At 70.1% G+C, this 23,612-nt stretch carries 30 protein-coding genes; 19 read left to right on the top strand and 11 right to left on the bottom strand.

The window, feature by feature from the left end:
• Positions 1-157: 157 nt before the first annotated feature.
• A complete protein-coding gene (locus IE269_RS04170; protein ID WP_229897439.1) occupies positions 158-664 on the bottom strand; it encodes a hypothetical protein in 507 nt (168 codons plus the stop codon).
• Positions 665-730: 66 nt separating this feature from the next.
• Here IE269_RS04170 and IE269_RS04165 point away from each other — a divergent pair, with 66 nt between their 5' ends.
• Positions 731-1,066: a YnfA family protein gene (locus IE269_RS04165; protein WP_189821265.1), complete on the top strand. Its 336-nt coding sequence runs from the start codon at positions 731-733 to the stop codon at positions 1,064-1,066.
• A gap of 56 nt (positions 1,067-1,122) precedes the next feature.
• A complete protein-coding gene (locus IE269_RS04160) occupies positions 1,123-1,881 on the top strand; it encodes an SDR family NAD(P)-dependent oxidoreductase (RefSeq protein WP_189821264.1) in 759 nt (252 codons plus the stop codon).
• Positions 1,882-1,886: 5 nt separating this feature from the next.
• Here the strand turns inward: IE269_RS04160 and IE269_RS04155 are convergent, their stop codons facing one another.
• The 3 genes from IE269_RS04155 to IE269_RS04145 all read right to left on the bottom strand — a co-directional run bounded on the left by IE269_RS04155 (position 1,887) and on the right by IE269_RS04145 (position 4,056).
• A complete protein-coding gene (locus IE269_RS04155) occupies positions 1,887-2,993 on the bottom strand; it encodes a magnesium and cobalt transport protein CorA (RefSeq protein ID WP_189821263.1) in 1,107 nt (368 codons plus the stop codon).
• A gap of 83 nt (positions 2,994-3,076) precedes the next feature.
• A complete protein-coding gene (locus IE269_RS04150; RefSeq protein ID WP_189821262.1) occupies positions 3,077-3,256 on the bottom strand; it encodes a hypothetical protein in 180 nt (59 codons plus the stop codon).
• Positions 3,257-3,420: 164 nt separating this feature from the next.
• Complete coding sequence (locus tag IE269_RS04145; protein WP_189821390.1) at positions 3,421-4,056, bottom strand: hypothetical protein; 636 nt, start codon at positions 4,054-4,056, stop codon at positions 3,421-3,423.
• Between the two features lie 173 nt (positions 4,057-4,229).
• On the opposite strand from IE269_RS04145, the gene hemL reads away from it, so the two are divergent.
• The 8 genes from hemL (at position 4,230) to IE269_RS04105 (ending at position 12,747) form a co-directional block, all read left to right on the top strand.
• Positions 4,230-5,537: a glutamate-1-semialdehyde 2,1-aminomutase gene (hemL, locus tag IE269_RS04140; RefSeq protein ID WP_189821261.1), complete on the top strand. Its 1,308-nt coding sequence runs from the start codon at positions 4,230-4,232 to the stop codon at positions 5,535-5,537.
• Entirely contained in the window at positions 5,534-6,223 is a 690-nt protein-coding gene (locus tag IE269_RS04135) for a histidine phosphatase family protein (RefSeq protein ID WP_189821260.1), read from the top strand. Before hemL ends, IE269_RS04135 begins: the two co-directional genes overlap by 4 nt.
• Before the next feature lie 259 nt (positions 6,224-6,482).
• On the top strand, positions 6,483-7,748 hold the full coding sequence (locus IE269_RS04130) for a polysaccharide deacetylase family protein (protein ID WP_189821259.1): 1,266 nt from the start codon (positions 6,483-6,485) through the stop codon (positions 7,746-7,748).
• A gap of 108 nt (positions 7,749-7,856) precedes the next feature.
• Positions 7,857-8,480 carry a TlpA family protein disulfide reductase gene (locus IE269_RS04125; RefSeq protein ID WP_189821258.1) on the top strand — a complete coding sequence of 208 codons (624 nt, stop codon included), beginning with the start codon at positions 7,857-7,859 and terminating at the stop codon, positions 8,478-8,480.
• Positions 8,477-9,256, top strand: a complete 780-nt coding sequence (locus IE269_RS04120) for a cytochrome c biogenesis CcdA family protein (protein WP_229897438.1) — start codon at positions 8,477-8,479, stop codon at positions 9,254-9,256. The genes IE269_RS04125 and IE269_RS04120 overlap by 4 nt, the downstream gene beginning before the upstream one ends.
• 3 nt (positions 9,257-9,259) lie before the next feature.
• Positions 9,260-11,005: a cytochrome c biogenesis protein ResB gene (gene resB / locus IE269_RS04115; RefSeq protein WP_189821257.1), complete on the top strand. Its 1,746-nt coding sequence runs from the start codon at positions 9,260-9,262 to the stop codon at positions 11,003-11,005.
• Positions 11,002-12,165: a c-type cytochrome biogenesis protein CcsB gene (gene ccsB, locus IE269_RS04110; protein WP_189821256.1), complete on the top strand. Its 1,164-nt coding sequence runs from the start codon at positions 11,002-11,004 to the stop codon at positions 12,163-12,165. Before resB ends, ccsB begins: the two co-directional genes overlap by 4 nt.
• Before the next feature lie 66 nt (positions 12,166-12,231).
• Positions 12,232-12,747 carry an SRPBCC domain-containing protein gene (locus IE269_RS04105; protein ID WP_189821255.1) on the top strand — a complete coding sequence of 172 codons (516 nt, stop codon included), beginning with the start codon at positions 12,232-12,234 and terminating at the stop codon, positions 12,745-12,747.
• A gap of 6 nt (positions 12,748-12,753) precedes the next feature.
• Here the strand turns inward: IE269_RS04105 and IE269_RS04100 are convergent, their stop codons facing one another.
• On the bottom strand, positions 12,754-13,938 hold the full coding sequence (locus tag IE269_RS04100; RefSeq protein ID WP_189821254.1) for a helix-turn-helix domain-containing protein: 1,185 nt from the start codon (positions 13,936-13,938) through the stop codon (positions 12,754-12,756).
• Positions 13,939-14,126: 188 nt separating this feature from the next.
• On the opposite strand from IE269_RS04100, the gene IE269_RS04095 reads away from it, so the two are divergent.
• The 3 genes from IE269_RS04095 to IE269_RS04085 are packed head-to-tail and all read left to right on the top strand — an operon-like array spanning position 14,127 to position 15,148.
• Positions 14,127-14,471 (top strand): hypothetical protein, encoded by a 345-nt coding sequence (locus IE269_RS04095; protein WP_189821397.1) that lies wholly within the window; start codon positions 14,127-14,129, stop codon positions 14,469-14,471.
• 31 nt (positions 14,472-14,502) lie between these two features.
• Entirely contained in the window at positions 14,503-14,907 is a 405-nt protein-coding gene (locus tag IE269_RS04090; protein WP_229897437.1) for an ATP-binding protein, read from the top strand.
• Positions 14,897-15,148 (top strand): DUF7848 domain-containing protein, encoded by a 252-nt coding sequence (locus IE269_RS04085; RefSeq protein WP_189821253.1) that lies wholly within the window; start codon positions 14,897-14,899, stop codon positions 15,146-15,148. The genes IE269_RS04090 and IE269_RS04085 overlap by 11 nt, the downstream gene beginning before the upstream one ends.
• Before the next feature lie 7 nt (positions 15,149-15,155).
• Here IE269_RS04085 and IE269_RS04080 read toward each other — a convergent pair whose 3' ends face one another.
• The 4 genes from IE269_RS04080 to IE269_RS04065 all read right to left on the bottom strand — a co-directional run bounded on the left by IE269_RS04080 (position 15,156) and on the right by IE269_RS04065 (position 16,953).
• Positions 15,156-15,749 (bottom strand): DUF4291 domain-containing protein, encoded by a 594-nt coding sequence (locus tag IE269_RS04080; protein WP_189821252.1) that lies wholly within the window; start codon positions 15,747-15,749, stop codon positions 15,156-15,158.
• Between the two features lie 89 nt (positions 15,750-15,838).
• Positions 15,839-16,141, bottom strand: a complete 303-nt coding sequence (locus tag IE269_RS04075; RefSeq protein ID WP_189821251.1) for a hypothetical protein — start codon at positions 16,139-16,141, stop codon at positions 15,839-15,841.
• 2 nt (positions 16,142-16,143) lie between these two features.
• Positions 16,144-16,455, bottom strand: a complete 312-nt coding sequence (locus IE269_RS04070) for an AbrB/MazE/SpoVT family DNA-binding domain-containing protein (protein ID WP_229897436.1) — start codon at positions 16,453-16,455, stop codon at positions 16,144-16,146.
• 93 nt (positions 16,456-16,548) lie between these two features.
• Positions 16,549-16,953: a PLD nuclease N-terminal domain-containing protein gene (locus IE269_RS04065; protein ID WP_189821250.1), complete on the bottom strand. Its 405-nt coding sequence runs from the start codon at positions 16,951-16,953 to the stop codon at positions 16,549-16,551.
• A gap of 88 nt (positions 16,954-17,041) precedes the next feature.
• On the opposite strand from IE269_RS04065, the gene IE269_RS04060 reads away from it, so the two are divergent.
• Entirely contained in the window at positions 17,042-18,493 is a 1,452-nt protein-coding gene (locus IE269_RS04060; protein WP_189821249.1) for a menaquinone biosynthesis decarboxylase, read from the top strand.
• On the top strand, positions 18,490-19,410 hold the full coding sequence (mqnP, locus tag IE269_RS04055) for a menaquinone biosynthesis prenyltransferase MqnP (RefSeq protein ID WP_189821248.1): 921 nt from the start codon (positions 18,490-18,492) through the stop codon (positions 19,408-19,410). The genes IE269_RS04060 and mqnP overlap by 4 nt, the downstream gene beginning before the upstream one ends.
• Before the next feature lie 86 nt (positions 19,411-19,496).
• Here mqnP and IE269_RS04050 read toward each other — a convergent pair whose 3' ends face one another.
• Entirely contained in the window at positions 19,497-20,018 is a 522-nt protein-coding gene (locus IE269_RS04050; RefSeq protein ID WP_229897474.1) for a rhomboid family intramembrane serine protease, read from the bottom strand.
• 189 nt (positions 20,019-20,207) lie between these two features.
• Between IE269_RS04050 and IE269_RS04045 the strand changes: the two genes are divergently transcribed.
• Positions 20,208-20,891, top strand: coding sequence for a UbiX family flavin prenyltransferase (locus IE269_RS04045; RefSeq protein WP_189821246.1), 684 nt, complete (start codon positions 20,208-20,210; stop codon positions 20,889-20,891).
• Positions 20,892-20,902: 11 nt separating this feature from the next.
• On the opposite strand, the gene IE269_RS04040 is transcribed toward IE269_RS04045, so the two are convergent.
• Entirely contained in the window at positions 20,903-21,043 is a 141-nt protein-coding gene (locus IE269_RS04040; RefSeq protein ID WP_189821396.1) for a hypothetical protein, read from the bottom strand.
• A 153-nt stretch (positions 21,044-21,196) separates the two neighbouring features.
• On the opposite strand from IE269_RS04040, the gene IE269_RS04035 reads away from it, so the two are divergent.
• The 3 genes from IE269_RS04035 (at position 21,197) to IE269_RS04025 (ending at position 23,509) form a co-directional block, all read left to right on the top strand.
• Complete coding sequence (locus IE269_RS04035) at positions 21,197-21,652, top strand: Lrp/AsnC family transcriptional regulator (protein ID WP_189821245.1); 456 nt, start codon at positions 21,197-21,199, stop codon at positions 21,650-21,652.
• Positions 21,653-21,708: 56 nt separating this feature from the next.
• Entirely contained in the window at positions 21,709-22,872 is a 1,164-nt protein-coding gene (mqnE, locus tag IE269_RS04030; RefSeq protein ID WP_189821244.1) for an aminofutalosine synthase MqnE, read from the top strand.
• 79 nt (positions 22,873-22,951) lie between these two features.
• Entirely contained in the window at positions 22,952-23,509 is a 558-nt protein-coding gene (locus IE269_RS04025; protein ID WP_189821243.1) for a GNAT family N-acetyltransferase, read from the top strand.
• Positions 23,510-23,612: the final 103 nt, after the last annotated feature.

Below are 23,612 nucleotides of genomic sequence, written 5' to 3'. Positions count from 1 at the left end.
TGCGGGGCTGGAGGGGGTCTGTGCGGGGGTGTTGTGGCTGGCGTTTTGCGCAGTTCCCCGCGCCCCTTTAGGGGCGCGGGGAACTGCGCGAGCAACCGACCACAAGCCGCGCGGCGAGCGCTTTAGGTGAAGGGGCGGGGCTGGGGCGAAAGAAGGCTCAGAAGTAGTACGGGTCGCCCGTCGCGAGGGCGAGGACCCGCTGGTGGTCGTTGGCCGGGTTCAGGTCGCGGGTGGTGCCCGGTCGCGCGGTCTGGATGTCGAGCCAGAGCTCGTCCGGCGCACCCGGGACCCGCAGGGCCAGCTCGAGGGAGCCGGGCGCGGGGGCCCCGGCCCGCAGCGGCCCGGTCTCGCAGAGCAGGATCGCGGGGGCCCGGCGCACGCACGTGCCGGGGAGGGGGCCGGCCACGGGGGTCGAGAAGCTGAGCTGGACCGCGCCGGCGGCGAGGCTGGCGGGCCCGTGGTTCCAGGTGCGCAGGTGCAGGGCGAGCCGCCCGTCCTCGTACACGACCCGCCCGTGGTGCGCGAGATCCGCCTCGCCCTCGTCCGCGACGCCCCGCCCGGGGCCCGCCTCGCCCTCGTCCGCGACGGCCACCCCGCCCCCGGTGAGCAGTCCCGCCGCCACCAGCAGCCCCAGCAGTCCCAGCAGTCTCCGCGTTTTCGTCATGCGCAGCTACGTACCCGCCCCGTCCGCGAACGCCTCCCGACCCGCCCCCATGCCACCCTTATGACCATGATCGTCGCCCGCTCAGCAGCACTCTTCCTCCTCGCGGCCCTCTTCGAGATCGGCGGGGCCTGGCTGGTCTGGCAGGGGGTGCGGGAGCACAAGGGGTGGGTGTGGATCGGGGCGGGGGTGATCGCGCTCGGGCTGTACGGGTTCGTCGCGACGCTCCAGGCGGACGGGAACTTCGGGCGGATCCTCGCCGCGTACGGCGGGGTCTTCGTCGCCGGGTCGATCGCCTGGGGCATGGTCGCCGACGGGTACCGGCCGGACCGGTGGGACGTCATCGGAGCGCTGGTGTGCCTGGCGGGTATGGCTTTGATCATGTACGCGCCGCGCGGGCGCTGAGCCCGCCTATCCTCGGACGAGAAACCGTCCGTCCGTACGTCCGAGGAGCACCCCGCATGCCCAGCGCCCCCATCGCCGTCGTCACCGGAGCGAGCAGCGGAATCGGTGCGGCCACGGCCCGGCAGCTGGCCGCCGCCGGTTACCGGGTGGTCCTCACGGCCCGCCGCAAGGACCGTATCGAGGCCCTCGCGGAGGAGATCGTCGCCGCCGGGCAGCAGGCGATGCCGTACGCGCTGGACGTGACCGACCGCGCCGCCGTCGACGAGTTCGCGACCGCCTTCAAGACGATCGCCGTGCTGGTGAACAACGCGGGCGGCGCACTCGGCGCGGACCCCGTCGCCACCTCCGACCCGGCCGACTGGCGGCAGATGTACGAGACGAACGTGCTCGGCACGCTCAACCTCACGCAGGCGCTGCTGCCCGCGCTGACCGCCTCGGGCGACGGCACGGTCGTGGTCCTGTCGTCGACCGCCGGGCACGGGACGTACGAGGGCGGCGGCGGTTACGTGGCCGCCAAGCACGGTGCGCACGTCCTCGCGGAGACCCTGCGGCTGGAGATCGTCGGGACCCCGGTCCGGGTGATCGAGGTCGCGCCGGGGATGGTCAGGACGGAGGAGTTCGCGCTGACCCGGTTCGACGGGGACGCGGAGAAGGCGGCCAAGGTGTACGCGGGTGTGGCCGAGCCGCTGACCGCCGACGACGTCGCGGAGACCATCACCTGGGCGGTCACCCGGCCCAGCCACGTCAACATCGACCTCCTCGTCGTCCGCCCCCGCGCCCAGGCCTCCAACACCAAGGTCCACCGCGAGCTGTAGAGGCCCTACAGCCAGCCGTTCCTGCGGAAGGCGCGGTGGACGGTGAAGCACGCCGCGGCCATGACGGAGATCGCGAGCGGGTAGCCGTACGTCCAGTGCAGTTCCGGCATGTGCTCGAAGTTCATGCCCCACAGGCCGCAGCCCATGGTGGGTACGGCGACGATCGCGGCCCAGGCGGTGATCTTCCGCATGTCCTCGTTCTGGGCGACGGTCACCTGGGCGAGGTGGGCCTGGAGTATCGAGTCGAGCAGGGCGTCGTACGAGGCGAGTTGTTCGACGGTACGGGCCAGGTGGTCGGCGACGTCGCGGAAGTACGGCTGGAGTTCGGGTCCGACGGGCGGCAGCGGCTTCAGCGGGTCGGCGAGGGCCAGGAGCGGGCGGGCGAGCGGGGCGACCGCCCGCTTCAGCTCCAGGAGTTCGCGCTTGAGCTGGTAGATGTGGCCGGCGTCGACGCGGCCGGAGTCGGGGCTGAAGACGGTGGTCTCGACCAGGTCGATGTCGTCCTGGACGGCGTCGGTGACCCGCTCGTACTCGTCCACGACGAAGTCCGCGAGGGCGTGCAGGACGGCCGCCGGGCCCATCTTCAGCTGCTCCGGCATGTCTTCGAGGGATTCGCGGATGGGGCCGAGCGAGCCGGAGCCGCCGTGCCGGACGGTGATGACGAAGTCGGGGCCCGCGAAGGCGACCAGTTCGCCGGTGTCGACGACCTCGCTGGTGGCGGTGAGCTCCTCGTGCTCGACGTAGCGGACGGTCTTGAAGACCGCGCACAGGGTGTCGTCGTACCGCATCAGGCGCGGCCGGCGGTGCGGGCCCGAGGCGTCCTCCAGGGCGAGCGGGTGCAGGCCGAACAGGGCGCCCAGTTGGTCCAGTTCGGCCTGTTCCGGTTCGTGCAGGCCGAGCCAGACGAAGGCCCGTCCGTCGCCCTTGCGGACCCGCTCCAGCGCCTCGGCGGCCGAGCAGTCGCGCGGGGTGCGCACGCCCTCCTCGAAGACCACGCAGTTCTCCACGGCGCTGCCGAGCGGGGAGCGGGCGGGATGGCTGAGATCCACCGCCGCGCGGTAGGCGGTGAGGCGTCGGCGGGCGGCGCGGCGGAGGCGGTGCATGAGCGGCATGCGGGGGAGTCTGCCCCGCCCGCCGCCGAACAGGCCAGGTCCTTACCGAGCCTTGACCAGGGGTTAGCGCCGTGCGGTCGGCGTCAGGCGGCCTTGACCAGGGCTTCGCGGACGGCTGCGGCCCACTCGACGAGCAGTTCCTGGTAGCGCGCTTCGTCGGCCGGTGACAGGGCGCCGTCCGTGCGCGACCAGAGCGCGCGGATCTCGGCGTTGACGACAGCGGCGGAACGTACGGAACCAGGGCTCGAAGTAGTGGAGGACATGTGTACAAGCGTAGGGGCTGCCACTGACAGTCGGCATTCCGGGCGGCTGAGAATGGCCTGAAAACTCGCCGGGCGTGAGCCGGAGCGCGTACCGGAGCGAAGAAGGGCGCGCGCGGTACGGGGGGCGTGGTGCCGGAGTGAAAGGGGAGCCGCGGGTGAAATCCCTACGGCCAGACCAGGCAGTACGCCTGATGTCCCGCCTCGTGCAGCCGGTGGCTGAAGTCCTGCCACTCGTGGAGCAGTTGGTAGACGTTGAACGCGTCGCTCGGGCCGCCCCGGTCGGGGACCGTCGACCAGATGAAGGCGGCGGCGCCCACCGACTCCTCGCCGATGCCGCGCAGCGGGTCGACGACCGTCATGGGGAGCTTCACCACGGCGTAGTCGGGGTGCAGGACGACCAGCTCCAGCGGGGGGACCTTGTGCAGGGGTATGCCCTGGATGCCGGTGAGGACCATCGCGGCCATCGTCTCCGGCTTGATCTTGGTGAACATGCCGCCCATGCCCAGCTCGTCGCCGCCCAGTTCCTCCGGGCGCATCGAGATCGGCACACGGGCGGCCGTCGCCCCGTTCGGAGCGCCGAAGTACTTGTAGGTCACCCCCACCCGGCCAGCCCTGCTTCCCGTGCCCGACGCATCAGATCCCGCGCCCAATCCTGCCAGGGCATCGGCGACCGACGCGGCGTCCGGGGACTGGTTCGCCTCCGTGCGCGCCGCCCGCTCCCGTCGCCGGTGCCGTCCGCGCCGGGCCCGCTCGGGACCCAGGTCGTCGGTCCCCTCGCCCAGTCCGCCACCGCGATGCATATCTCTCACCCGACTGTGCTGTGTCAGCGCTTGTTGCCGTGTCCCGCCCCCGGGCCCTGCCCCGGCCGCGCGGCCCGATCATCGTCTTGATTCGGTGTCCAGTGACCTCCCCAGCACCCGTGCGGTGAAACACCTGTCCGCAAGACCGGGCGGGCCTCTGACACCATTGCTGTGTGAGCCTCCCCTATGACGCCCCAGTTTCGCAGACGCTTTTCGACCGCGCGTCCCTCGTGACGCCCGGCGGCGTGAACTCCCCGGTCCGTGCCTTCAAGGCCGTGGGCGGTACGCCCCGGTTCATGGTGTCCGGTACGGGTCCGTACCTCACCGACGCCGACGGCCGTGAGTACGTCGACCTCGTGTGCTCGTGGGGTCCGATGATCCTCGGTCACGCGCACCCCGAGGTCGTCGCCGCCGTCCAGGAAGCGGTCGCACGCGGTACGTCCTTCGGTACGCCCGGCGAGGGCGAGGTCGCGCTCGCCGAGGAGATCGTCGACCGTATCGCCCCTGTCGAGCAGGTACGCCTGGTGTCGAGCGGCACCGAGGCGACCATGTCGGCCATCCGTCTCGCCCGCGGTTTCACCGGGCGCGCGAAGGTCGTCAAGTTCGCGGGCTGCTACCACGGGCACGTGGACGCGCTGCTCGCGGCGGCCGGTTCGGGCCTCGCCACCTTCGCGCTGCCGGACACCCCGGGTGTCACCGGCGCCCAGGCGGGCGACACGATCGTGCTCCCGTACAACGATCTGGACGCGGTCCGCGCGGCCTTCGCCGCGCACCCGGGCGAGATCGCCTGCGTGATCACCGAGGCGTCCCCCGGCAACATGGGCGTCGTCCCGCCGCACGAGGGCTTCAACGCCGGCCTGAAGGCGGCCTGCGCCGAGAACGGCGCGCTGTACATCTCCGACGAGGTGATGACCGGCTTCCGTACCAGCAAGGCCGGCTGGTACGGCGTCGACGGCGTCGCCCCGGACCTGATGACCTTCGGCAAGGTCATGGGCGGCGGCTTCCCGGCCGCGGCCTTCGGCGGCCGCAAGGACGTCATGGAGCACCTCGCCCCGGTCGGCCCGGTCTACCAGGCGGGCACCCTCTCCGGTAACCCGGTCGCCACGGCCGCCGGTCTCGCGCAGCTGCGGCTGCTCGACGACGCCGCGTACGAGAAGGTCAACGCGGTGTCCTCCGAGATCCAGGGCCTCTTCACCGAGGCGCTGACCAAGGAGGGCGTCGCCCACCGCCTCCAGACGGCGTCCAACATGTTCTCCGTCTTCTTCACCTCCGACGAGGTGCGGAACTACGAGGACGCGCGCACGCAGGAGTCCTTCCGCTTCACCGCGTTCTTCCACTCGATGCTGTCGCAGGGCGTCTACCTGCCGCCCTCCGCCTTCGAGTCGTACTTCGTCTCCACCGCCCACGACGCGCAGGCCGTCGAGCGCATCGCCGCCGCCCTGCCCGCCGCCGCCCGAGCCGCAGCAGAGGCCACCGCATGAGCAGCCCGTCCAACAAGGACCTCACCGTCGTCCACCTGATGCGGCACGGCGAGGTGCACAACCCCGAGGGCGTCCTCTACGGCCGCCGCCCCGGCTACCACCTCTCCGACCTCGGCCGGAAGATGGCCGACCGGGTCGCCGAGCACCTCGCGGACCGCGACATCACGCACGTCGTCGCCTCCCCGCTGGAGCGCGCCCAGGAGACCGCCACCCCGATCGCGACGTCGCACGGCCTGGACCTGGCCACCGACGCCGGTCTGATCGAGGCGGGCAACGTCTTCGAGGGCAAGACCTTCGGCGTGGGCGACGGCGCGCTGCGGCGTCCGGAGAACTGGAAGCACCTCACCAACCCGTTCCGCCCGTCCTGGGGCGAGCCGTACATCGAGCAGGTCGTACGGATGATGGGCGCCCTGAACGCGGCCCGCGACGCCGCGCGCGGGCACGAGGCGGTGTGCGTCAGCCACCAGCTGCCGATCTGGATCGTGCGCAGCTTCGTGGAGCGCCGCCGGCTGTGGCACGACCCGCGCAAGCGGCAGTGCACGCTGGCTTCGCTGACGACGTTCACCTACCAGGGCGACAAGATCGTCTCGGTCGGTTACACCGAGCCCGCGCGGGATCTCGTACCGGCGCATCTGCTGGCCGGTGCGAAGCCGGTGAAGGGCAAGGACAAGGCGTTCGGCGCCTGATCGTCCCGGAACCCTTGCCGGAAATGCCCCAAACAGGGCATTTCCGGCAAGGGTTCCGACGTGTCCGGGACCGGACGTTCCGCATCCGCCGCACCCGGGTAGCGGAGACCCGTACACGCCAATTACGCATGATCGCTTCGTGTCTTCACGAACACTCAGCGAATTATGCGCAATTTGCCGGAACCTGAGCGTTCGTCGGGCCCTCTCAGTACGTGTCCATCTGATGGGCCGAAGGCGCGACGAATGCGGATGGGGAGTTATGCGCGACATCACCCGAAGGGGACTGCTGGGAGCCGGGGCCGGAGCCGCGGCCGCGATAGGCCTCGCCGCCTGCAAGGGCGGCGACGACCCGGCGCCGGCGGGCAAGGGGCAGAGCACGAAGCAGCCCGGCAAGGGCGGCACCCCCTCGCCGACCGATGACGCCAAGCCGATCGGCGACGGTTCGACCGCCGACACCGGCAAGCAGCCGAACCAGCCGGACAAGCCCGTCCCGCTCCAGCCGGGCGAGACCCCGCCGCAGTTCGTGATCTTCTCCTGGGACGGCGCGGGCGAGGTCGGCAACGGCCTCTTCCCCCGCTTCCTGAAGCTGGCGAAGGAACACGACGCGGCGATGACCTTCTTCCTCTCCGGCCTGTACCTCCTGCCGGAGTCCAAGAAGAACCTCTACAAGCCGCCGAACAACAAGGTCGGCGCCTCCGACATCGGTTACCTCACCGACGACCACATCAAGCAGACGCTGAAGTACGTGCGTCAGGCCTGGCTCGAAGGCCACGAGATCGGCACCCACTTCAACGGCCACTTCTGCGCGGGCTCCGGCTCGGTCGCCAAGTGGACCCCCGCCCAGTGGGAGAGCGAGATCGACCAGGCCGTGAAGTTCGTCACCGAGTGGAGGACGAACACCGGCTGGTCCGACCTCGACCCGCTGCCCTTCGACTACAAGAAGGAACTGGTCGGCGGCCGCACCCCGTGCCTGCTCGGCCAGGACAACCTGCTGCCGATCGCCAAGAAGCTGGGCTGGCGCTACGACGCCTCCTCGCCCGGCGGCCGCCAGATGTGGCCGGTCAAGCGCAAGGGAGTCTGGGACCTGCCGCTCCAGCAGATCCCCTTCCCCGGGCGCGGCTTCGAGGTCCTCTCGATGGACTACAACATGCTCGCCAACCAGTCCAAGAACTCCACCAAGGGCATGACCTCCCGCTACCCCGAGTGGAAGAAGCAGTCCACCGGCGCCTACATCAAGGGCTTCCAGCGCGCGCACTCCACCAACCGCGCCCCCTTCTACGTCGGCAACCACTTCGAGCAGTGGAACGGCGGCATCTACATGGACGCCGTCGAGGAGGCCATCAAGCACATCGCCGGTACGAAGGAGACCCGCCTGGTCTCCTTCAAGCAGTACGTCGACTGGCTCGACGTGCAGGACCCGCAGGTGCTGGCCAAGCTGCGCACCCTGGAGGTCGGGCAGAAGCCGGCGGGCGGCTGGAAGTCGTTCCTGACGCCGGGCTCGAAGACGGGCTCGCCGACCGGATGACCGGTCCGATGGCTGCCGCATAGCCCCTTATGTGCCCTTGACAAGGGGCTTTGCAGGCACGTAGGGGGGCGGGCAAGATCGTGGGAACTGCCATGCGAAACTTTTCACATGAGTCCTGCCCGAGCCCCCCGCCGTCGCCCGGCCCGCACCTCCCGCACCGCCCTCGCGGTGGCGGCAGCGGCAGCCGGAGCCCTCGTCCTGTCGGCCTGCGGCGGTGAGGGCGGTACGTCGTCGGGAGGCGGCGGCACCAACTTCGTGGCCGGAAAGGGCGGCATCGACACCGTGCCGGTCGCCGACCGCACGCCCGCCCCGAAGATCGACGGCAAGACCCTCCAGGACAAGGACCTCGACCTCGCCTCCTACAAGGGCAAGGTCGTCGTCCTGAACATCTGGGGCTCCTGGTGCGCCCCCTGCCGGGCCGAGGCGCCGATCTTCGCGAAGGTCGCCAAGGAGCTCAAGAGCCAGGGCGTGGAGTTCGTCGGCATCGACGCGCGCGACACCCAGAAGAACCAGGCCATCGAGTTCGAGAAGGACGCGGGCATCGAGTACCCGAGCCTCTTCGACCCGGACGGCAAGCTGATGCTGCGCTTCCCCAAGGGCAGCCTCAACCCGCAGGGCATCCCCAACACCCTCGTCATCGACAAGGAGGGCCGGGTCGCCGCGCGTTCGCTGGCCGCGCTCAGCGAGAAGAAGCTCCGCTCGATGATCGACACCGTGACGGCCGAGAAGTGACCTCCGTACCGACCGGACCCGTGGTCGTACTGGCCGAGGCCACCGACACCCTCCAGTCCGGTGCGCTGGTCCTGGCCCTGCCGATCGCGCTCCTCGCCGGACTGATCTCGTTCTTCTCGCCGTGCGTGCTCCCGCTGGTCCCCGGCTACCTCTCGTACGTCACGGGCACGAGCGGCGTCGACCTCGCCGAGCAGCGCCGGGGCCGGATGGTCGCCGGAGCGTCCCTCTTCGTGCTGGGCTTCAGCGCGGTGTTCATCACGGGCGGCGCGCTCTTCGGCTACATCGGCGGCACCCTCCTGAACTACAAGGACGTCACGAACGTCGTCCTCGGCGTCCTCATGGTGCTGATGGGCCTGTTCTTCATGGGCGCCTTCCCCTTCCTCACCCAGCGCGAGTTCCGCTTCCACAAGAAGCCCGTCGCCGGGCTGGTCGGCGCGCCGGTCCTCGGCCTGCTCTTCGGCATCGGCTGGACGCCCTGCCTGGGCCCCGCGATCGGCGTCATCAGCTCGATGGCGTTCGGCCAGGCCGAGCCGCTGCGCGGCACGGTCCTGATGACCGTCTACTGCCTGGGCCTGGGCCTGCCCTTCATCCTGGCGGCCGTCGCCTTCCGCAAGGCGCTCGGCGCGTTCGGCTGGGTGAAGAAGCATTACGTCTGGGTCATGCGGATCGGCGGCATCATGATGATCGCGACCGGCCTCCTGCTCCTCACGGGCCTCTGGGACTCCGCCGTGAACGTCGTGCAAGGCTGGACCAAAGACTTCCAGGTGGGGATCTAGTCCATGAGCAAGACCGAAGACCCGGCCGTCGAGACGGACGGTCCGGCCCCCGGGCCCGACGCGCAGACGGCCCCCCGGGCCGACGAGCGGACCGCGTCCGACCGGCTCTCCACGGCCCCCAAGGACGACCGGGAGGACACCGCTCCCGCCCCCGCGTCCTTCGGGATCGTCGGCTGGGCCCGCTGGTTCTGGCGGCAGCTGACCTCGATGCGGGTCGCGCTGATCCTCCTGTTCATGCTGTCGATCGCCTCGATCCCCGGCTCGCTGGTCCCGCAGCGCAGCGTGGACCAGACGAAGGTCGACGACTTCTTCAAGGCGCACGAGACGCTCGCACCGCTCTACGACAAGGTGCAGCTGTTCGACGTCTACAGCTCGGTGTGGTTCTCCGCGATCTACATCCTTCTCTTCATCTCCCTCATCGGCTGCATCGTCCCGCGCACCTGGCAGTTCGTCGGCCAGCTCCGCAGCCGCCCCCCGGGCGCGCCCGGCCGCCTGACGCGCATGCCGGCGTACACGACCTGGCGTACGGACTCCTCGCCCGAGGAGGTCCGCACCCTCGCGCTCGCGATGCTGAAGAAGAAGCGGTTCCGCGCGCACGTGGACTCCACCGCCGTCACCGCCGAGAAGGGCTACCTCCGGGAAGCCGGAAACCTGATCTTCCACATCGCGCTGATCGTCCTCCTGCTGGCCTTCGCGACCGGCCAGCTCTTCAAGTCCGAGGGCGGCAAGCTGATCACCGAGGGCAGCGGCTTCTCCAACACCCTCACCCAGTACGACGACTTCAAGTCCGGCTCGCTCTTCGACAAGGACAACGACCTGGAGCCGTTCAGCTTCCACCTGGACAACTTCGTCGGCACGTACGAGCGGACCGGCCCCCAGCGCGGCACCCCCCGCATCTACGAGGCCCACATCACGTACTCCGAGGGTGCCGACGGCAAGCCGAAGAAGGGCGTCATCGAGGTCAACACCCCGCTGACGGTCGGCGGCTCCAAGGTGCACCTCATCGGCCACGGCTACAGCCCGACGCTGACCATCCGCGACGGCCGCGGCAAGGTCGTCTTCCAGGGCCCCGCGCCCCTCCTCCCCACCGACTCGAACGTCACCTCCACCGGTGCGATCAAGGTGATGGACGGCTACCGCGACAAGGACGGCAAGCGCACCCAGCTCGGCTTCACGGCGGTCTTCGTCCCGACCTTCGGCGGCGCGGGCAAGGGCAGCATGTTCTCCAAGTACCCCGGCCTGGACTACCCCGCCCTCGCTCTCACCGGCTACCACGGCAGCCTCGGCGTCGACGCGGGTCTGCCGCAGAACGTGTACCAGCTCGACACCCGCAAGATGACCCAGTTCAAGAAGCCCGACGGCAGCCCCTTCGCGAAGATGCTGCTGCCCGGCGAGACGATGACCCTCCCCGACGGGGCCGGCTCGGTCACCTTCGAGAAGGACATCAAGGAGTGGGCGACCTTCCAGGTCTCCCAGCAGCCCGGCAACATGTGGGCCCTCGCGGGCGCCATCGCCGCGATCCTGGGCCTCGCCGCCTCGCTCTTCATCCAGCGCCGCCGCATCTGGGTCCGTGCCGTACGGTCCGACGACGGCACCACCCTCGTCGAGATGGCGGGCCTCGGCCGCAGCGAGTCCAACCGCCTCCCCGAGGAACTGGCCGCCCTGGCCGAAACCCTGCACACCCAGGCGCCGACGACCGCGACGCCCCCTCCCGCCGAAGAATCCCCTGTCGAAGGAGCGCGCGCGTGATCCTCGCAGCCGCCGCAGTCACCGAAACAAACGAGAATCTCGCGCAGATCAGCAACGTCCTGATCTACTCCGCGATGGCCGTCTACACCCTGGCCTTCCTCGCGCACATCGCCGAGTGGACCTTCGGCAGCCGCAGCAAGGTCGGCCGCACGGCCGCGGCGCTGACCCGTCCGGCCGCCGCTCCGGCCGTGACCGTACGGTCCAAGGGCTCGACCGCCGTCCTCGACAAGCCGAAGGTCGTCACCCGCGCCGCCGCGGGCACGCGCGACGCGGAGGACGGCGAGGGCGCCGCGGGCGGCACCGAGAAGGGCGACCTCTACGGCCGCATCGCGATTTCGTTGACCGTCCTGGCGTTCCTGGTCGCCGCGGGCGGCGTCGCCACCCGGGCCCTCTCCGTACAGCGCGCCCCCTGGGGCAACATGTACGAGTTCTCGATCACCTTCTCCACGGTCGCGGTCGGCATCTACCTGGCCCTGCTCCCGACGAAGATGAACGTCCGCTGGATCGGCCTCCCCCTGGTCACCACGGTCCTCCTGGACCTCGGCATCGCCACCAAGTGGCTCTACACCGACAGCGACCAGCTCGTCCCCGCCCTGGACTCCTACTGGCTCTGGATCCACGTCTCGACGGCCATCTTCTGCGGCGCCGTCTTCTACGTGGGCGCGGTCGGCACCATCGGCTACCTGCTCCGCGACCGCTACGAGGTCCGCGCCGAGCTGGGCGAGACGGCCGACGTCTTCAAGGCCCACCTGGCCACGCTCCCGAAGTCCAACGCCTTCGTCATGGCGGTCCGCGCCGCCCGCGTCCCGCTGCGCCGCGTGATGGACAGCTCGATCTCCCGCCTCCCCTCGGCGGCGACCCTCGACAAGTTCTCGTACCGCATCAACGCGGGCGTCTTCCCCCTCTGGACGTTCACGATCGTCGCGGGCGCCATCTGGGCGGGCGACGCGTGGGGCCGCTTCTGGGGCTGGGACCCCAAGGAGGTCTGGTCCTTCGTCACGTGGATCGCGTACGCCTGCTACCTGCATGCCCGCGCGACGGCCGGCTGGAAGGGCCGCAAGGCCGCCTACCTGGCCCTCTTCGCCTTCGCGACCTGGATCTGGAACTACTACGGGGTCAACATCTTCCTCTCCGGCAAGCACTCCTACGCGGGCGTCTAGTCCCGGATTGCTCCGTCCAGCCTGGCCCGCTCGCGTTCGCCGCGCGAGCGGGCCAGGCTGTTTTCCATGACCGCTGCCACGACTTCAGTCCCGTACGGTACGGCCGAACCGCGCCCGGGAAACGCCTGCTTCCTCCGTTACGAACTGCCCTTGGGGTCGCCCCTGGACCACGTCTGGGCGGCGGTCGCGACCCCGGCGGGCCTGAGCCAGTGGCTGGCCCTCCCCGACCCCTGGGAACCGAAACTGGGCGCGTCCCTTACCCTCCACTGGCAGTACGAGGGCTCCCCCTTCACGGAGGACGGCCGCATCACCGCCTGGGACCCGGGCCGCGTCGCGGAGTACACCACCTCCATCAACGGCCGCACCCGCTTCCACCTGGAACCCAACGGCCCCGACGCCACCACCCTCCGCTTCACCAACGAACTCCGCGACCTGCCCGCCTCCGACCTCCCCTCCCGCCTGGCCGGCTGGCACGTCCACTTCGAGTTCCTCACGCAGGCACTCGCCGGGACCCCGTACGACTGGTCCGCCTGGTCCCTGGACCGCTTCCACGAACTCCTGGCGGAGTACGAGTCCCGCTGACCCGGGTCAGAGCGGGATTCCGGCCAGCTTCGACAGCCGCAACAGCTCCGGGTTGCTCCTGCGGTGCAGCGAGGTCAGCACCCGGAACACCTCCCGGGCCATCGGGTGGATGCGCGCCATCTGCGGGGCGGCGGCCCACGCGGCCCCGAGGCTTGCGAGCGCCCCGTCACGGTCGCCCACGTCGAGCTGCGCCCGCGCCAGGTTCATGCGGCTGGGGGCGACCCGGGTGGGAGGCAGGCCCTCCAGGGCGGCGTCCAGGTCCTCCGCGACGGCCAGCGCTTCGTGCGGACGGCCCAGGTCGAGGCGGGTGGCGAGCACGTGCGTGGTGGTGTTCTGCGGGCCGAAGATCATGCTGTGCCGGTTCCAGTCCGTACGGAACCACTCGGCGGCAGCGCCGGCGGACGCGATGTGCCGTTCCGCCTCCCGCTGCCCCTCCTTCTTGTCGGTGAGCCTGCCCGCGAGGGTCATGCCGCGCAGGTTCAACATGCCGACGGCGAAGGCGCGTTGCTGCCCGGACAGGCTCCGCTGGGCGGCGGCGACGGCGCGGTCGACGACGGTGAGGCCGCCCTCGAAGTCCCCGCCGTTCAGGTAGGCCCCGGCGCGGTCCCGGGCGGCGATGGCCTGCCCGAGCGGGTCGGCCTTCTGCTCGGCCGCCCACCGCTGGCGCGTCACCGCCAGCTCCGCCAGGTCCATCCACCGGTGCCGGGCGGCCAGCCAGTAGACGGTGCTGTAGACCTCGGCCAGGGCCATCCAGCTCTGTGCCGTGTTCGCATGGTGCGCGTACGTGGTGGCGTCCCGCAACAGCCGGGGGAGCACGGCCAGCAGCCGGTCGACCTGCGCCGCGTCACGGTGCGCCGCGACCGCCGCGAGCGCTGCCGCCATGCGGTCCTCCTCCACGGCCCGGGCGGCGGGCAGGTCGTAGTCGCGGATCGCGGAACGCAGGGCCGACAACTTCTGCTCGTCGTCGGGCTGCACGGCGGCGGCACCCAGTACCTCGGCCATGGACAGCCCGAGCGGCTTGCCGAGCGCTGCGGCCACGGCCGGGGTGAGGGTCCGGTCCCCGACCTCGATCTTCGACAGCAGGGAGAGGGAGACGTTCGCCTGCCTGGCCAACTGGGCCTGGGACAGTCCGTGCGCCTTGCGCAGCGCGGCCAGGTTCGTGCCAGGGGCGAGTTCGGTGCTCGTGCTCATGGGTCCTGACTTCCTTGCGGGCCGGTACCTGGGTCCATGGTCACAGGCTCGACGAGTGCCCGCACGGCTGTTGTGCAAACGGTGTGCAAGTTCCCGTGCGCGCACGGTAGTTGACTGTCGCAGCAGAGGACCCCCGCGACCGCGGTAACGGCCCGGGGGCACGGCCAACGCCTCGAAGGAGCGTCAGCGTGATGGAGCTTATCCTCCGACTCGGCGAGCTGCTGGTGCGGCTCTTGGTCCCGGCGAGGGGGTGGCACCGGACGGTGCCCGAGCAGGGGGACCCTGCTCCCCGCGCCCGCCGCCGAACGGTGGTCTGCCGTACGGCGGTGGACTTCCAGCCCGGGTACTTCCCCGCCCTGCGGGCCACGGGCGGGGCCCTGGTGCGGACCCAGGCGCAGATCGCGTACGAGCTTGCGGAGCAGGCAGAGGCGAGACTGCGCCGCCAGCGCCGCCGGGCGCTCTGGCTCGCCGCGTACGGCATCGACGCCGGGCCGCGCGTCATGCAGATCCACGGCATGGCGGTGACGCGATGACCGCACCGGACGACGGAGTCGTGGTGCTGCGGTGGGGCTACGGCCCCGCGCGGTGGGGCTGGCGCGCGGGGAACTCCGCAAGACGCTGGCCGGTTGGGGTATGGCGGCGGTCGAGGAGGCCGCGGCCCTCGTCCTCTCGGAGCTGCTGACGAACGCGCAGCGGCACGCGCGGGTGCGGGGCCGGGAGATCGAGACCCGTTTCGTACGGCTCGCGGGAGAGCGGGAGTCCGGGGTCCGCCTGGAGGTCCACGACGCGTCGGCGGTACGGCCCCGCCCCCGGGCCGCCTCCCCGGACGCGTGCGAGGGGCGCGGGCTGCTGCTCGTAGAGCTGATGGCGGACCGGTGGGGCGTCGCCGGGCGGAACGGGCCGGGCAAGGCGGTCTGGGCCGAGTGCGGGGCGGGCCGGGCGGGCGGGGGCGAAGCCCATGGCGGATGAGGGGCACCCGGTGCGCACGGTCATGCGCTGGGTCCGCTGGGTACTGGAGCCCGACCGGCTCCCGGACGCCGAGCCGACCACGTACGCCATGCAGTGCGCGGTCTGCGAGAAGCGCTCGGAGCCGCACGTGGACTTCCAGGAGCCGAAGACCTGGGTCCTGCGGCACGCGGGCCGCAACCCCTCCCACCACACCTACCGGGAGATCATCGTCCGCCCGTGGCACGCCTGGATGACCGACTGAGCGCAGGTCATGCGCCCTCGCGGGGAGTGAGGCGGGCACCCTTCGGGATCGGGTACGGGGACTCCACGGGCATCAGGAGGGCTGCGGTCTCGGCGCTGCCGCTCATGGTCCGGGCCAGCGGGGTCACGTTGCGGATGCCGACGAGCCACTCGTCGGCGTACCGCCGCGCGGCCTCGCCGCTCAGGCCGAGCTGGAGGGAGCGGTAGGGGAGGGGGCGCAGGCGCACGTCCCGCTCCGGGTCCCACTGGGCCCGTACCGGGGACTCCTTCAGCTGCTGCTTCCACGCCCCCTTGTCGGGGTGCACCTGGCGCTCGTAGTGCGAGAGGACGGCGTTGCGCAGCGCCCAGTCGAAGCCCTCCCGCCGGATCTCCACGGCGAGGACGACCTCCTGGCCCTCCTTACGGGCCCAGCCGCAGCGGTACATCATCCACAGGAACGACGGCTTGATCCACGTCATCCGGTCCCGGCTCCAGCTCGACGGGAACTTCCCGTCCCGGGCTGCGGGCAGTCCGATCTCGGGCCGGTACGCCTGGTACACGGTGACGGTGTCGGCCGTGTGCAGGGCACGGATCTGGAGCTTGGGCACGTCGTCGGCTGTCATGCGGGCCAGAGTGGCGCACGGGGTGGGCCGGGGGCCAGGGATTTGCCGGGCAACCCCGCACCGTAAAGCTGTGCAAAATCGGTGCGAACTCAGGGGCCCGGTGGGGGGACGAAGATGCCGTGGGTGCCGATGCGGCGCCAGATGACGTGGGGAGACCCCGCGATCTTCTCCTCGCCGTACTGCCACGTTGCTCTGCCGTCGGGTGCCCACGTCAGCTCGAACACGCCCGGGGCTGCCTGGACCCCCTTGATGCGCAGTCCAGGGAGGAATCGTCCGTCGGTCAGGCCGGGGACGAATTCCTCCAGGACCACGCGGCGGAACCGGCGGGCTTGCTCGGGGGTCAGCTTCGCGAAGTCCCTCGCGAAGCGAGGGAGGACCTCGAAGGTGGGCATCGCTATTGGTCGCCTCCGGCCTCGGGGCGTTCAAGCGCGGAGAACATCTCCTCCGCGCTGCCGTAGACGGTGCCCTCGCCGCGTGCCAGCTCCGCGCTCGCTTCCCGCTCGCCGGTCTGCCACTCGTTCTCCCAGAACCACGCCTGCTCTGCGGGAACGGTGCGCAATCCCATCAGTCGTACAGCGCCGTCAGGCCCGATGACGAAGTCGACGTCGTCGCCGGCCGAGATGTGGAGGGCCTGGCGGACCTCGCGGGGCAGCGTGAGTTGGTTCTTCTCGCGCAGCTGAGCTCTTATCCGGGTGTCCTGCGCCATGGTGACCTCCTGAGCTCCCGAGTCGGGTTGCGTCCCAGATTAGCTGTGGCGGTCAGGTTTCTCAAAGTAGGAAATTCCTACACTGTCTGGTGGCTACTTGGCGGCGTCGTCCGGGCCCTTGCCCGGGTCGCCGCCCTCGCGGCGTTTCAGGTCTTCCTCGCGGCGGCGGAGGTCGGCCTCCCAGTCCTTGAGGAGGGACTCGTCCTTCTTGTTCTCGTCCTTGATGGACTTCAGGAAGTCGGGGTTGTCGTCCGGGGCGACCCACGTGCTGCGGTGGCCGCGGTGCCATTCGGAGGGGGTGCGGCCGCCCTGCGGCGGGCGGCGGTCCTTGCCCGCGGCGAGCCACACGATCGGGCCCACGATCCAGAAGAGCAGGATGATGAAGACCCAGGCGACCTTCGGGAGGTGCTTGGCCTCGTCCTCGGGGGTGTTCAGACAGTCGATGAACGCGTAGATCGTCAGCGCCAGCGGCAGGATGAACATCAGTGCCCTGAGCATGGAGTGCTTCCCCCTGGGGACGTCAGACGGGCCGCTCGAACGGCCCCGGTGAGGGGCCCAGGGTAGTCGGTGTCCGATACTGGACGACATGGCTTACGACGATCTTCGCTCGTTCCTCCGCGCCCTGGACCGCGAGGGCGACCTCAAGCGCATCACGGCCGAAGTCGACCCCCACCTGGAAGTCGGGGAGATCGTCGACCGGGTGAACAAGGCCGGTGGCCCGGCGCTGCTCTTCGAGAACGTCAAGGGCTCGGCGATGCCGCTGGCCATGAATGTTTTCGGGACCGACCGGCGGCTGCTGAAGGCGCTCGGGCTCAAGTCGTACAGCGAGATCAGCGAGCAGATCGGCGGGCTGCTGAAGCCCGAGCTGCCGCAGGGGTTCATGGGTCTGCGGGACGCCTTCGGCAAGCTGGGGTCCGTGGCGCACGTACCGCCGAAGAAGGTCAAGGACGCCCCCGTGCAGGAGGTCGTGCTGCGGGGGGAGGACGTCGATCTGGACAAGCTGCCCGCGCTGTTCACGTGGCCGGAGGACGGTGGGTCCTTCTTCAATTTGGGGCTTACGCATACGAAGCACCCGGAGACGGGGATCCGGAATCTCGGCCTGTACCGCCTCCAGCGTCACGACAAGCGCACCATCGGCATGCACTGGCAGATCCACAAGGACAGCCGGAACCACTACCAGGTGGCCGCCAAGCGCGGCGAGAAGCTGCCGGTCGCGATTGCTTTCGGCGCGCCGCCCGCTGTGACGTACGCGTCCACGGCCCCGCTGCCGGGGGACATCGACGAGTACCTCTTCGCCGGGTTCCTCCAGGGGAAGCGGGTGGAGATGGTGGACTGCAAGACCGTTCCGCTTCAGGTGCCGGCGCATGCGGAGGTCGTGCTGGAGGGGTGGCTGGAGCCGGGGCGGATGCTGCCCGAGGGGCCGTTCGGCGACCACACCGGGTTCTACACGCCGCAGGAGGACTTCCCGGCGCTGACGATCGACACCATCACGATGCGGAAGCGGCCTCTGCTGCAGTCGATCGTCGTGGGGCGTCCGCCGACCGAGGACGGGCCGCTGGGGCGGGCGACGGAGAGCTTCTTCCTGCCGCTGCTGAAGATCATCGTGCCGGACATCGTGGACTACCACCTCCCGGAGTCGGGCGGCTTCCACAACTGCATCATCGTGTCGATCGACAAGAAGTACCCGAAGCACGCGCAGAAGGTCATGTCGGCGATCTGGGGCGCGCACATGCTGTCCCTGGAGAAGCTGATCGTGGTCGTGGACGCCGATTGCGACGTACGGAACTACCACGAGGTGTCGTGGCGGGCCTTCGGGAACGTCGACTACGCGAAGGACCTGGTGGTCGTGGAGGGGCCGGTCGATCACCTGGACCACGCCTCGTACCAGCAGTACTGGGGCGGCAAGGCGGGCGTCGACGCCACCAAGAAGCTGCCCGAAGAGGGCTACACCCGTGACGGTGGCTGGCCGAACATGGTCGAGTCGGACCCGGCGACGGCCTCCAAGGTCTCCCGCCGCTGGAAGGAATACGGCCTGTGAGCAGCGCCGCAGCAGCAATCCCGCAGCCGCAGCCGGGGCCCCGGCCCGGGAAGGTCCGCGCCTTCCTGAACCTGGTGCTCATCGAGCACTCCGTCTTCGCGCTGCCCTTCGCGTACATCGCCGCGCTGACGGCGATGTTCCAGCTGGACAAGAACATCCACTGGGGGCGGCTGCTCCTGGTGACGATCGCGATGGTGGGCCTGCGGACCTTCGCCATGGCGGCCAACCGGATCATCGACCGGGAGATCGACGCCCGTAACCCGCGCACCGCGAACCGGGAGATCGTTACGGGGGCCGTCAGCGTCAAGTCCGCGTGGACGGGGGCCGGGATCGCCCTGGTCTTCTTCCTCGGGGCTGCGGCGCTGCTGAATCCTTTGTGCCTGGCGCTGGCGCCGGTGGCCATCGTCCCGATGGTCGTCTACCCGTACGGCAAGCGCTTCACGAACTTCCCGCACGCGATTCTGGGGCTGGCCCAGGCGATGGGGCCGGTCGGGGCGTGGATCGCGATCACGGGGGAGTGGTCGGGGGACGCGGTCGTGCTGGGGCTGGCGGTCGGGATCTGGATCGGCGGGTTCGACCTGATCTTCGGGTCGCAGGATGTCCAGGCGGACCGGGCGCACGGGGTGAAGTCGGTGCCGGCGCGGTTCGGCATTCCGGCGGCGCTGCACGGGGCGCGGGTCTGTCACGTGATCACCACGGCGCTGCTGGTCTGGTACGGGGTGCGTACCGATGCCGGGATCTTCTTCTGGATCGGGATGGTGATTGTGGCGGTGGCGTTCGTGTACGAGCACACGATCGTGCGGCCGCATGATCTGTCGCGGCTGAACCGGGCGTTCTTCACGGTGAACGGGTTCATCGGGATCGCGCTCTTTGCGTGTGCGCTGCTGGATCTCCTGATGCGGGGCCTGACGGTCTAGGCACCCGGTGCCGGGGCGAAACCCGGGGGTCCGGGGGCAGCACCCCCGGCAGGAACCGCAACCACCCACCGGCCCGCGCCGAGTCGCTAGACCCGACCCCGCCGGAAGGCGAACGCCGCCAGCACCCCGCCCAGCAGCCCGAACAAGTGGCACTGCCAGCTGATGCCCGAGTCCGTCGGCAGCACGCCCCACAGGATCGAGCCGTAGACGACGGCCACCACGAGGCCCAGCACCACGTCCCACGGCCTGCGGTCCACGAAGCCCCGCACCACCAGGTAGCCGAACAGGCCGAAGACCACGCCCGACGCGCCCAGGGTTATGGAGTGCGAGGGGGCGGTCAGCCACACGCCCAGGCCCGCGACCAGCATGATCGTGACGACGACCGCGGCGAAGCGGCGGATTCCGCCGAGCGCCGCCAGGAAACCCAGGATCAGCAGCGGCAGCGTGTTCGACGCGAGGTGGGCGAAGCCGCCGTGCAGGAAGGACATGGGGAGGACGTCGCGGAGCTCGGAGAGGTCGCGCGGGGAGACGCCGTAGGTGTCCAGGGCGTTGCCGGTGGCGGTGTCGACGGCTTCCAGCACCCACAGCAGGGCGATCCAGGCGCCCATGACCACGGCGGCCGTCCGCCACCGGCCCCGCCGGTCGGCCGCGTCGCCGCGCGGCGGTGTCGTCTGCGGTCGGTACGGCTCGTACGGCTCGTACGACATGACCCCCACCCCCCACTTTCCCCGTGTTCCTGTGAAACGTCCCCGGACCTTGCCCGGTTCCCGCATTGTCGCCCCCGATAAGCTCCGCCCATGACTGAGCCCACCGCCGAACGCACCCGTACCCCCTGGGTAGTAGGGGTCTCGGGCGCCTCCGGAACCCCGTACGCCGCCGCCGTCCTGCGGGGGCTGCTCGACGCGGGCGAGGCCGTCGACCTCGTCGTCAGCAGGGCGTCCCGGCTGACGATCCTCGACGAGACGGGGATCTCCTACCGGGACAGCCACTGGCGGGAGGATCTCGCCACGTGGCTGGGGAGGGGGGCGGACGGCAAGCCCGACACGTTCACCGGGCTCGATCTGTCCGACGTACGGCACTGGAGTGCGGGGGATCTCGCGGCGGGGCCGTCGTCCGGGTCGTACGCGGTGAAGGGGATGCTCATCGTCCCCGCCTCGACGGCGAGTGTCGCCGGAGTCGCGCTGGGGCTCTCGAAGGACCTGCTGCAGCGGGCCGCGAGCGTGACGCTCAAGGAGCGGCGGAAGCTGGTGGTGGCGGTCAGGGAGACGCCGCTGAACGGGCAGACGCTCAAGCATCTGGTGGCGCTGGACGAGGCGGGCGCCGTGGTGCTGCCCGCCTCCCCCGCGTTCTACGCCGGTGCGACGCACATCCAGGATCTGGTGGACTTCGTCGCGGGGCGGGTGCTCGATGCGGCAGGTGTGCCGCACGGCCTCTACCGCCGGTGGGAGGGAGAGCTCGGGGGAGCGTCTCGCAACCCGTAGGAAGGGGTGGGTCAGCCCTGCTTGGAGCGCTTGAGGCGGGCCTTGAGGCTGCGCACGGAAGCGGTCGTGGCGGCGGGCTTGTGGGCACGCGAGCGGTTGGCCAGTTCCTGAAGCTCGCGCATGCGGACGTAGGCCATCTCGGTCGTGTACACGGTGGGTCACTCTCCGTCGAGTTCGGGTGATCTGAAGAAGATCTGAAAGAGAAACTTGGATCTGGTGAAAGATCCTCAGGGGATTTGGCCCCTGTGCCTTAGATTCTATACGTAAACTCGCGGTATCGCTGAACAATGGAAGGCTTCAGGCATATGGACGCCGTGGACAGGCAGCTCATCCAGGCACTTCGGGAGAACGGCAGGGCCTCGTACGCCGAGCTCGGACGCCTCGTCGGCCTCTCCGGCCCGAGTGTCACCGACCGCATCAACCGCCTCGAATCGGCGGGGGTCATCACCGGCTACCGCGCCACCGTCGACGCCAAGTCGCTCGGCCTCGGCGTGACCGCCCTCATCGGCATCTCGCTGTCCGACGCCGCCGACCACGAGGACGTGGCACGCCGGCTGAAGGACCTGGAGGAGATCGAGGACTGCTGGTTCATCGCGGGCGACGACTCGTTCATGCTCAAGATCCGGGCCGGGGACGTGGACGGTCTGGAGCGGACGATCCGCCGGCTGAGCGGCACGAAGGGCGTCTCGCGGACCCGTACCACGATCGTGCTCTCCACCAAGTGGGAGAACCGGGTCGGGGAACTGCCCGAGGAGGGCTAGGCGTACCTTTGGCAGAAGCTCGATAGGTACGTACGACACATAGGAGGCGGCCGGGTATGGACGCGGGACTCAAGCGCGAGCTGGAGCAGAAGGTCCGGGCCGGGGAGCGGCTCAGCCGCGAGGACGGCATCGCGCTCTACGAGTCGGACGACCTGGCCTGGCTGGGCGGTCTCGCCCACGAGGTGCGGACGAGGAAGAACGGCGACGTCGTCCACTTCAACGTCAACCGTCACCTCAACATGACCAATGTGTGCACGGCGTCCTGCGCCTACTGCTCGTTCCAGCGCAAGCCGGGCGAGAAGGACGCGTACACGATGCGCATCGAGGAGGCCGTCCGCCTCGCCAAGGCGATGGAGAACGAGAACCTCACCGAGCTGCACATCGTCAACGGTCTGCACCCGACCCTCCCGTGGCGCTACTACCCGCGCTCGCTGTCCGCGCTGAAGGAGGCCCTCCCGCAGGTCTCGCTGAAGGCGTTCACGGCGACCGAGATCCACCACTTCGAGACGATCTCCGGGCTCTCCGCGTCCGAGATCCTGGACGAGCTGATCGAGGCGGGTCTCGAATCGCTGACCGGCGGCGGCGCCGAGATCTTCGACTGGGAGGTGAGGCAGCACATCGTCGACCACAACACCCACTGGGAGGACTGGTCGCGCATCCACCGCCTCGCCCACGAGAAGGGCCTCAAGACGCCGGCCACCATGCTCTACGGCCACATCGAGGAGCCCCGCCACCGCGTCGACCACGTGCTGCGGCTGCGTGAGATGCAGGACGAGACCGGCGGTTTCCAGGTCTTCATCCCGCTGCGCTACCAGCACGACTTCGTCGACATGAAGGACGGCAAGGTCCGCAACAAGCTCCAGGCGCGGACGACCATGGCGACGGGCGCCGAGGCCCTGAAGACCTTCGCGGTCTCGCGGCTGCTCTTCGACAACGTCCCGCACGTCAAGGTCTTCTGGGTCATGCACGGCGTGCAGACCGCGCAGCTCGCGCTCCAGCACGGCGCGGACGACATGGACGGCTCGGTCGTCGAGTACAAGATCACGCACGACGCGGACGACTACGGCACCCCGAACAAGCTCGGCCGCGACGACCTCCTCGAACTGATCCGTGACGCCGGCTTCCGCCCGGTCGAGCGCAACACGCGCTACGAGATCATCAAGGAGTACGAGGGCCCGGACGCCTCGCGCCGCGAGACCCCGCAGGCGATGCGCGTCTGACCTGCGCTGCTGTACGTACGAGAGCCCCGGCCAACCCCCTCGGCCGGGGCTCTCGGCGTCCCGGGTTAGCGTGCCGGGCATGGCGCCTCGTACCCCTCTCACCTTCGTTTTCGACCCCGCCGTCGACGCGGAACTCCGCGACGGCCTGATCGCCCTGTGGGCCGACGTCACGGACGCGGGCGGGGCGGTCGGTTTCGTACCGCCCGCCGACCCGGAGAAGATCCGGCCCGAGCTCGTGCGCCACTTCGTCGCCATGGCGGAGGGGCGCACCCGGCTGCTGGTCGGGTACGACGAGGAGGGCACCGTCGCCGCGACCGCCTTCCTGACCCTCAACGGGCACCGGCTGATGACGCACTGGTGCTGGCTGTACACGGTGATGGTGCATCCCAAGCACCAGGGGCGGGGGTACGGACGCGACCTGATGGCCGCCGCGGCGGATGCCGCGCGCACGCTGCCCGGCGTCGAGGCGATCCGGCTGACCTGCCGGGGCGGTACGGGTGCGGACGCCTTCTACACGGCGTGCGGGTACCGGGAGGTCGGGCGGGTGCCGGGGGCCATACGGGTGGCGCCGGGGGACGACCGGGACGACGTGATCATGCTGCTGACCTTGGGGGGACCGGGCTCCGACGGTTCCTGACGCCGTCTCAGGACGTACGTCCCGGGCGCTCGGGACCTTTGCCGCCGCTTATGCGTATCCGACAGGAGTAGCTTGTGAATGTATTCACAAGAGCTCGGCAAGG

This window comes from Streptomyces spiroverticillatus (assembly GCA_014650415.1).
Classification (GTDB): Bacteria; Actinomycetota; Actinomycetes; order Streptomycetales; family Streptomycetaceae; genus Streptomyces; species Streptomyces spiroverticillatus.
The sequence above is the reverse complement of the archived record's forward strand: the minus strand, read 5'-3'. Positions and strand labels throughout refer to the sequence as shown.

Excerpts from the sequence above, each read along its gene's own strand:
- IE269_RS04170 (WP_229897439.1), bottom strand. The coding sequence starts at position 664 with ATGACGAAAACGCGGAGACTGCTGGGACTGCTGGGGCTGCTGGTGGCG.
- IE269_RS04165 (WP_189821265.1), top strand. The coding sequence starts at position 731 with ATGATCGTCGCCCGCTCAGCAGCACTCTTCCTCCTCGCGGCCCTCTTC.
- IE269_RS04160 (WP_189821264.1), top strand. The coding sequence starts at position 1,123 with ATGCCCAGCGCCCCCATCGCCGTCGTCACCGGAGCGAGCAGCGGAATC.
- IE269_RS04155 (WP_189821263.1), bottom strand. The coding sequence starts at position 2,993 with ATGCCGCTCATGCACCGCCTCCGCCGCGCCGCCCGCCGACGCCTCACC.
- IE269_RS04150 (WP_189821262.1), bottom strand. The coding sequence starts at position 3,256 with ATGTCCTCCACTACTTCGAGCCCTGGTTCCGTACGTTCCGCCGCTGTC.
- IE269_RS04145 (WP_189821390.1), bottom strand. The coding sequence starts at position 4,056 with ATGCATCGCGGTGGCGGACTGGGCGAGGGGACCGACGACCTGGGTCCC.
- IE269_RS04135 (WP_189821260.1), top strand. The coding sequence starts at position 5,534 with ATGAGCAGCCCGTCCAACAAGGACCTCACCGTCGTCCACCTGATGCGG.
- IE269_RS04130 (WP_189821259.1), top strand. The coding sequence starts at position 6,483 with ATGCGCGACATCACCCGAAGGGGACTGCTGGGAGCCGGGGCCGGAGCC.
- IE269_RS04125 (WP_189821258.1), top strand. The coding sequence starts at position 7,857 with ATGAGTCCTGCCCGAGCCCCCCGCCGTCGCCCGGCCCGCACCTCCCGC.
- resB (WP_189821257.1), top strand. The coding sequence starts at position 9,260 with ATGAGCAAGACCGAAGACCCGGCCGTCGAGACGGACGGTCCGGCCCCC.
- IE269_RS04105 (WP_189821255.1), top strand. The coding sequence starts at position 12,232 with ATGACCGCTGCCACGACTTCAGTCCCGTACGGTACGGCCGAACCGCGC.
- IE269_RS04100 (WP_189821254.1), bottom strand. The coding sequence starts at position 13,938 with ATGAGCACGAGCACCGAACTCGCCCCTGGCACGAACCTGGCCGCGCTG.
- IE269_RS04085 (WP_189821253.1), top strand. The coding sequence starts at position 14,897 with ATGGCGGATGAGGGGCACCCGGTGCGCACGGTCATGCGCTGGGTCCGC.
- IE269_RS04080 (WP_189821252.1), bottom strand. The coding sequence starts at position 15,749 with ATGACAGCCGACGACGTGCCCAAGCTCCAGATCCGTGCCCTGCACACG.
- IE269_RS04075 (WP_189821251.1), bottom strand. The coding sequence starts at position 16,141 with ATGCCCACCTTCGAGGTCCTCCCTCGCTTCGCGAGGGACTTCGCGAAG.
- IE269_RS04070 (WP_229897436.1), bottom strand. The coding sequence starts at position 16,455 with ATGGCGCAGGACACCCGGATAAGAGCTCAGCTGCGCGAGAAGAACCAA.
- IE269_RS04065 (WP_189821250.1), bottom strand. The coding sequence starts at position 16,953 with ATGCTCAGGGCACTGATGTTCATCCTGCCGCTGGCGCTGACGATCTAC.
- IE269_RS04060 (WP_189821249.1), top strand. The coding sequence starts at position 17,042 with ATGGCTTACGACGATCTTCGCTCGTTCCTCCGCGCCCTGGACCGCGAG.
- IE269_RS04050 (WP_229897474.1), bottom strand. The coding sequence starts at position 20,018 with ATGGGCGCCTGGATCGCCCTGCTGTGGGTGCTGGAAGCCGTCGACACC.
- IE269_RS04045 (WP_189821246.1), top strand. The coding sequence starts at position 20,208 with ATGACTGAGCCCACCGCCGAACGCACCCGTACCCCCTGGGTAGTAGGG.
- IE269_RS04035 (WP_189821245.1), top strand. The coding sequence starts at position 21,197 with ATGGACGCCGTGGACAGGCAGCTCATCCAGGCACTTCGGGAGAACGGC.
- mqnE (WP_189821244.1), top strand. The coding sequence starts at position 21,709 with ATGGACGCGGGACTCAAGCGCGAGCTGGAGCAGAAGGTCCGGGCCGGG.
- IE269_RS04025 (WP_189821243.1), top strand. The coding sequence starts at position 22,952 with ATGGCGCCTCGTACCCCTCTCACCTTCGTTTTCGACCCCGCCGTCGAC.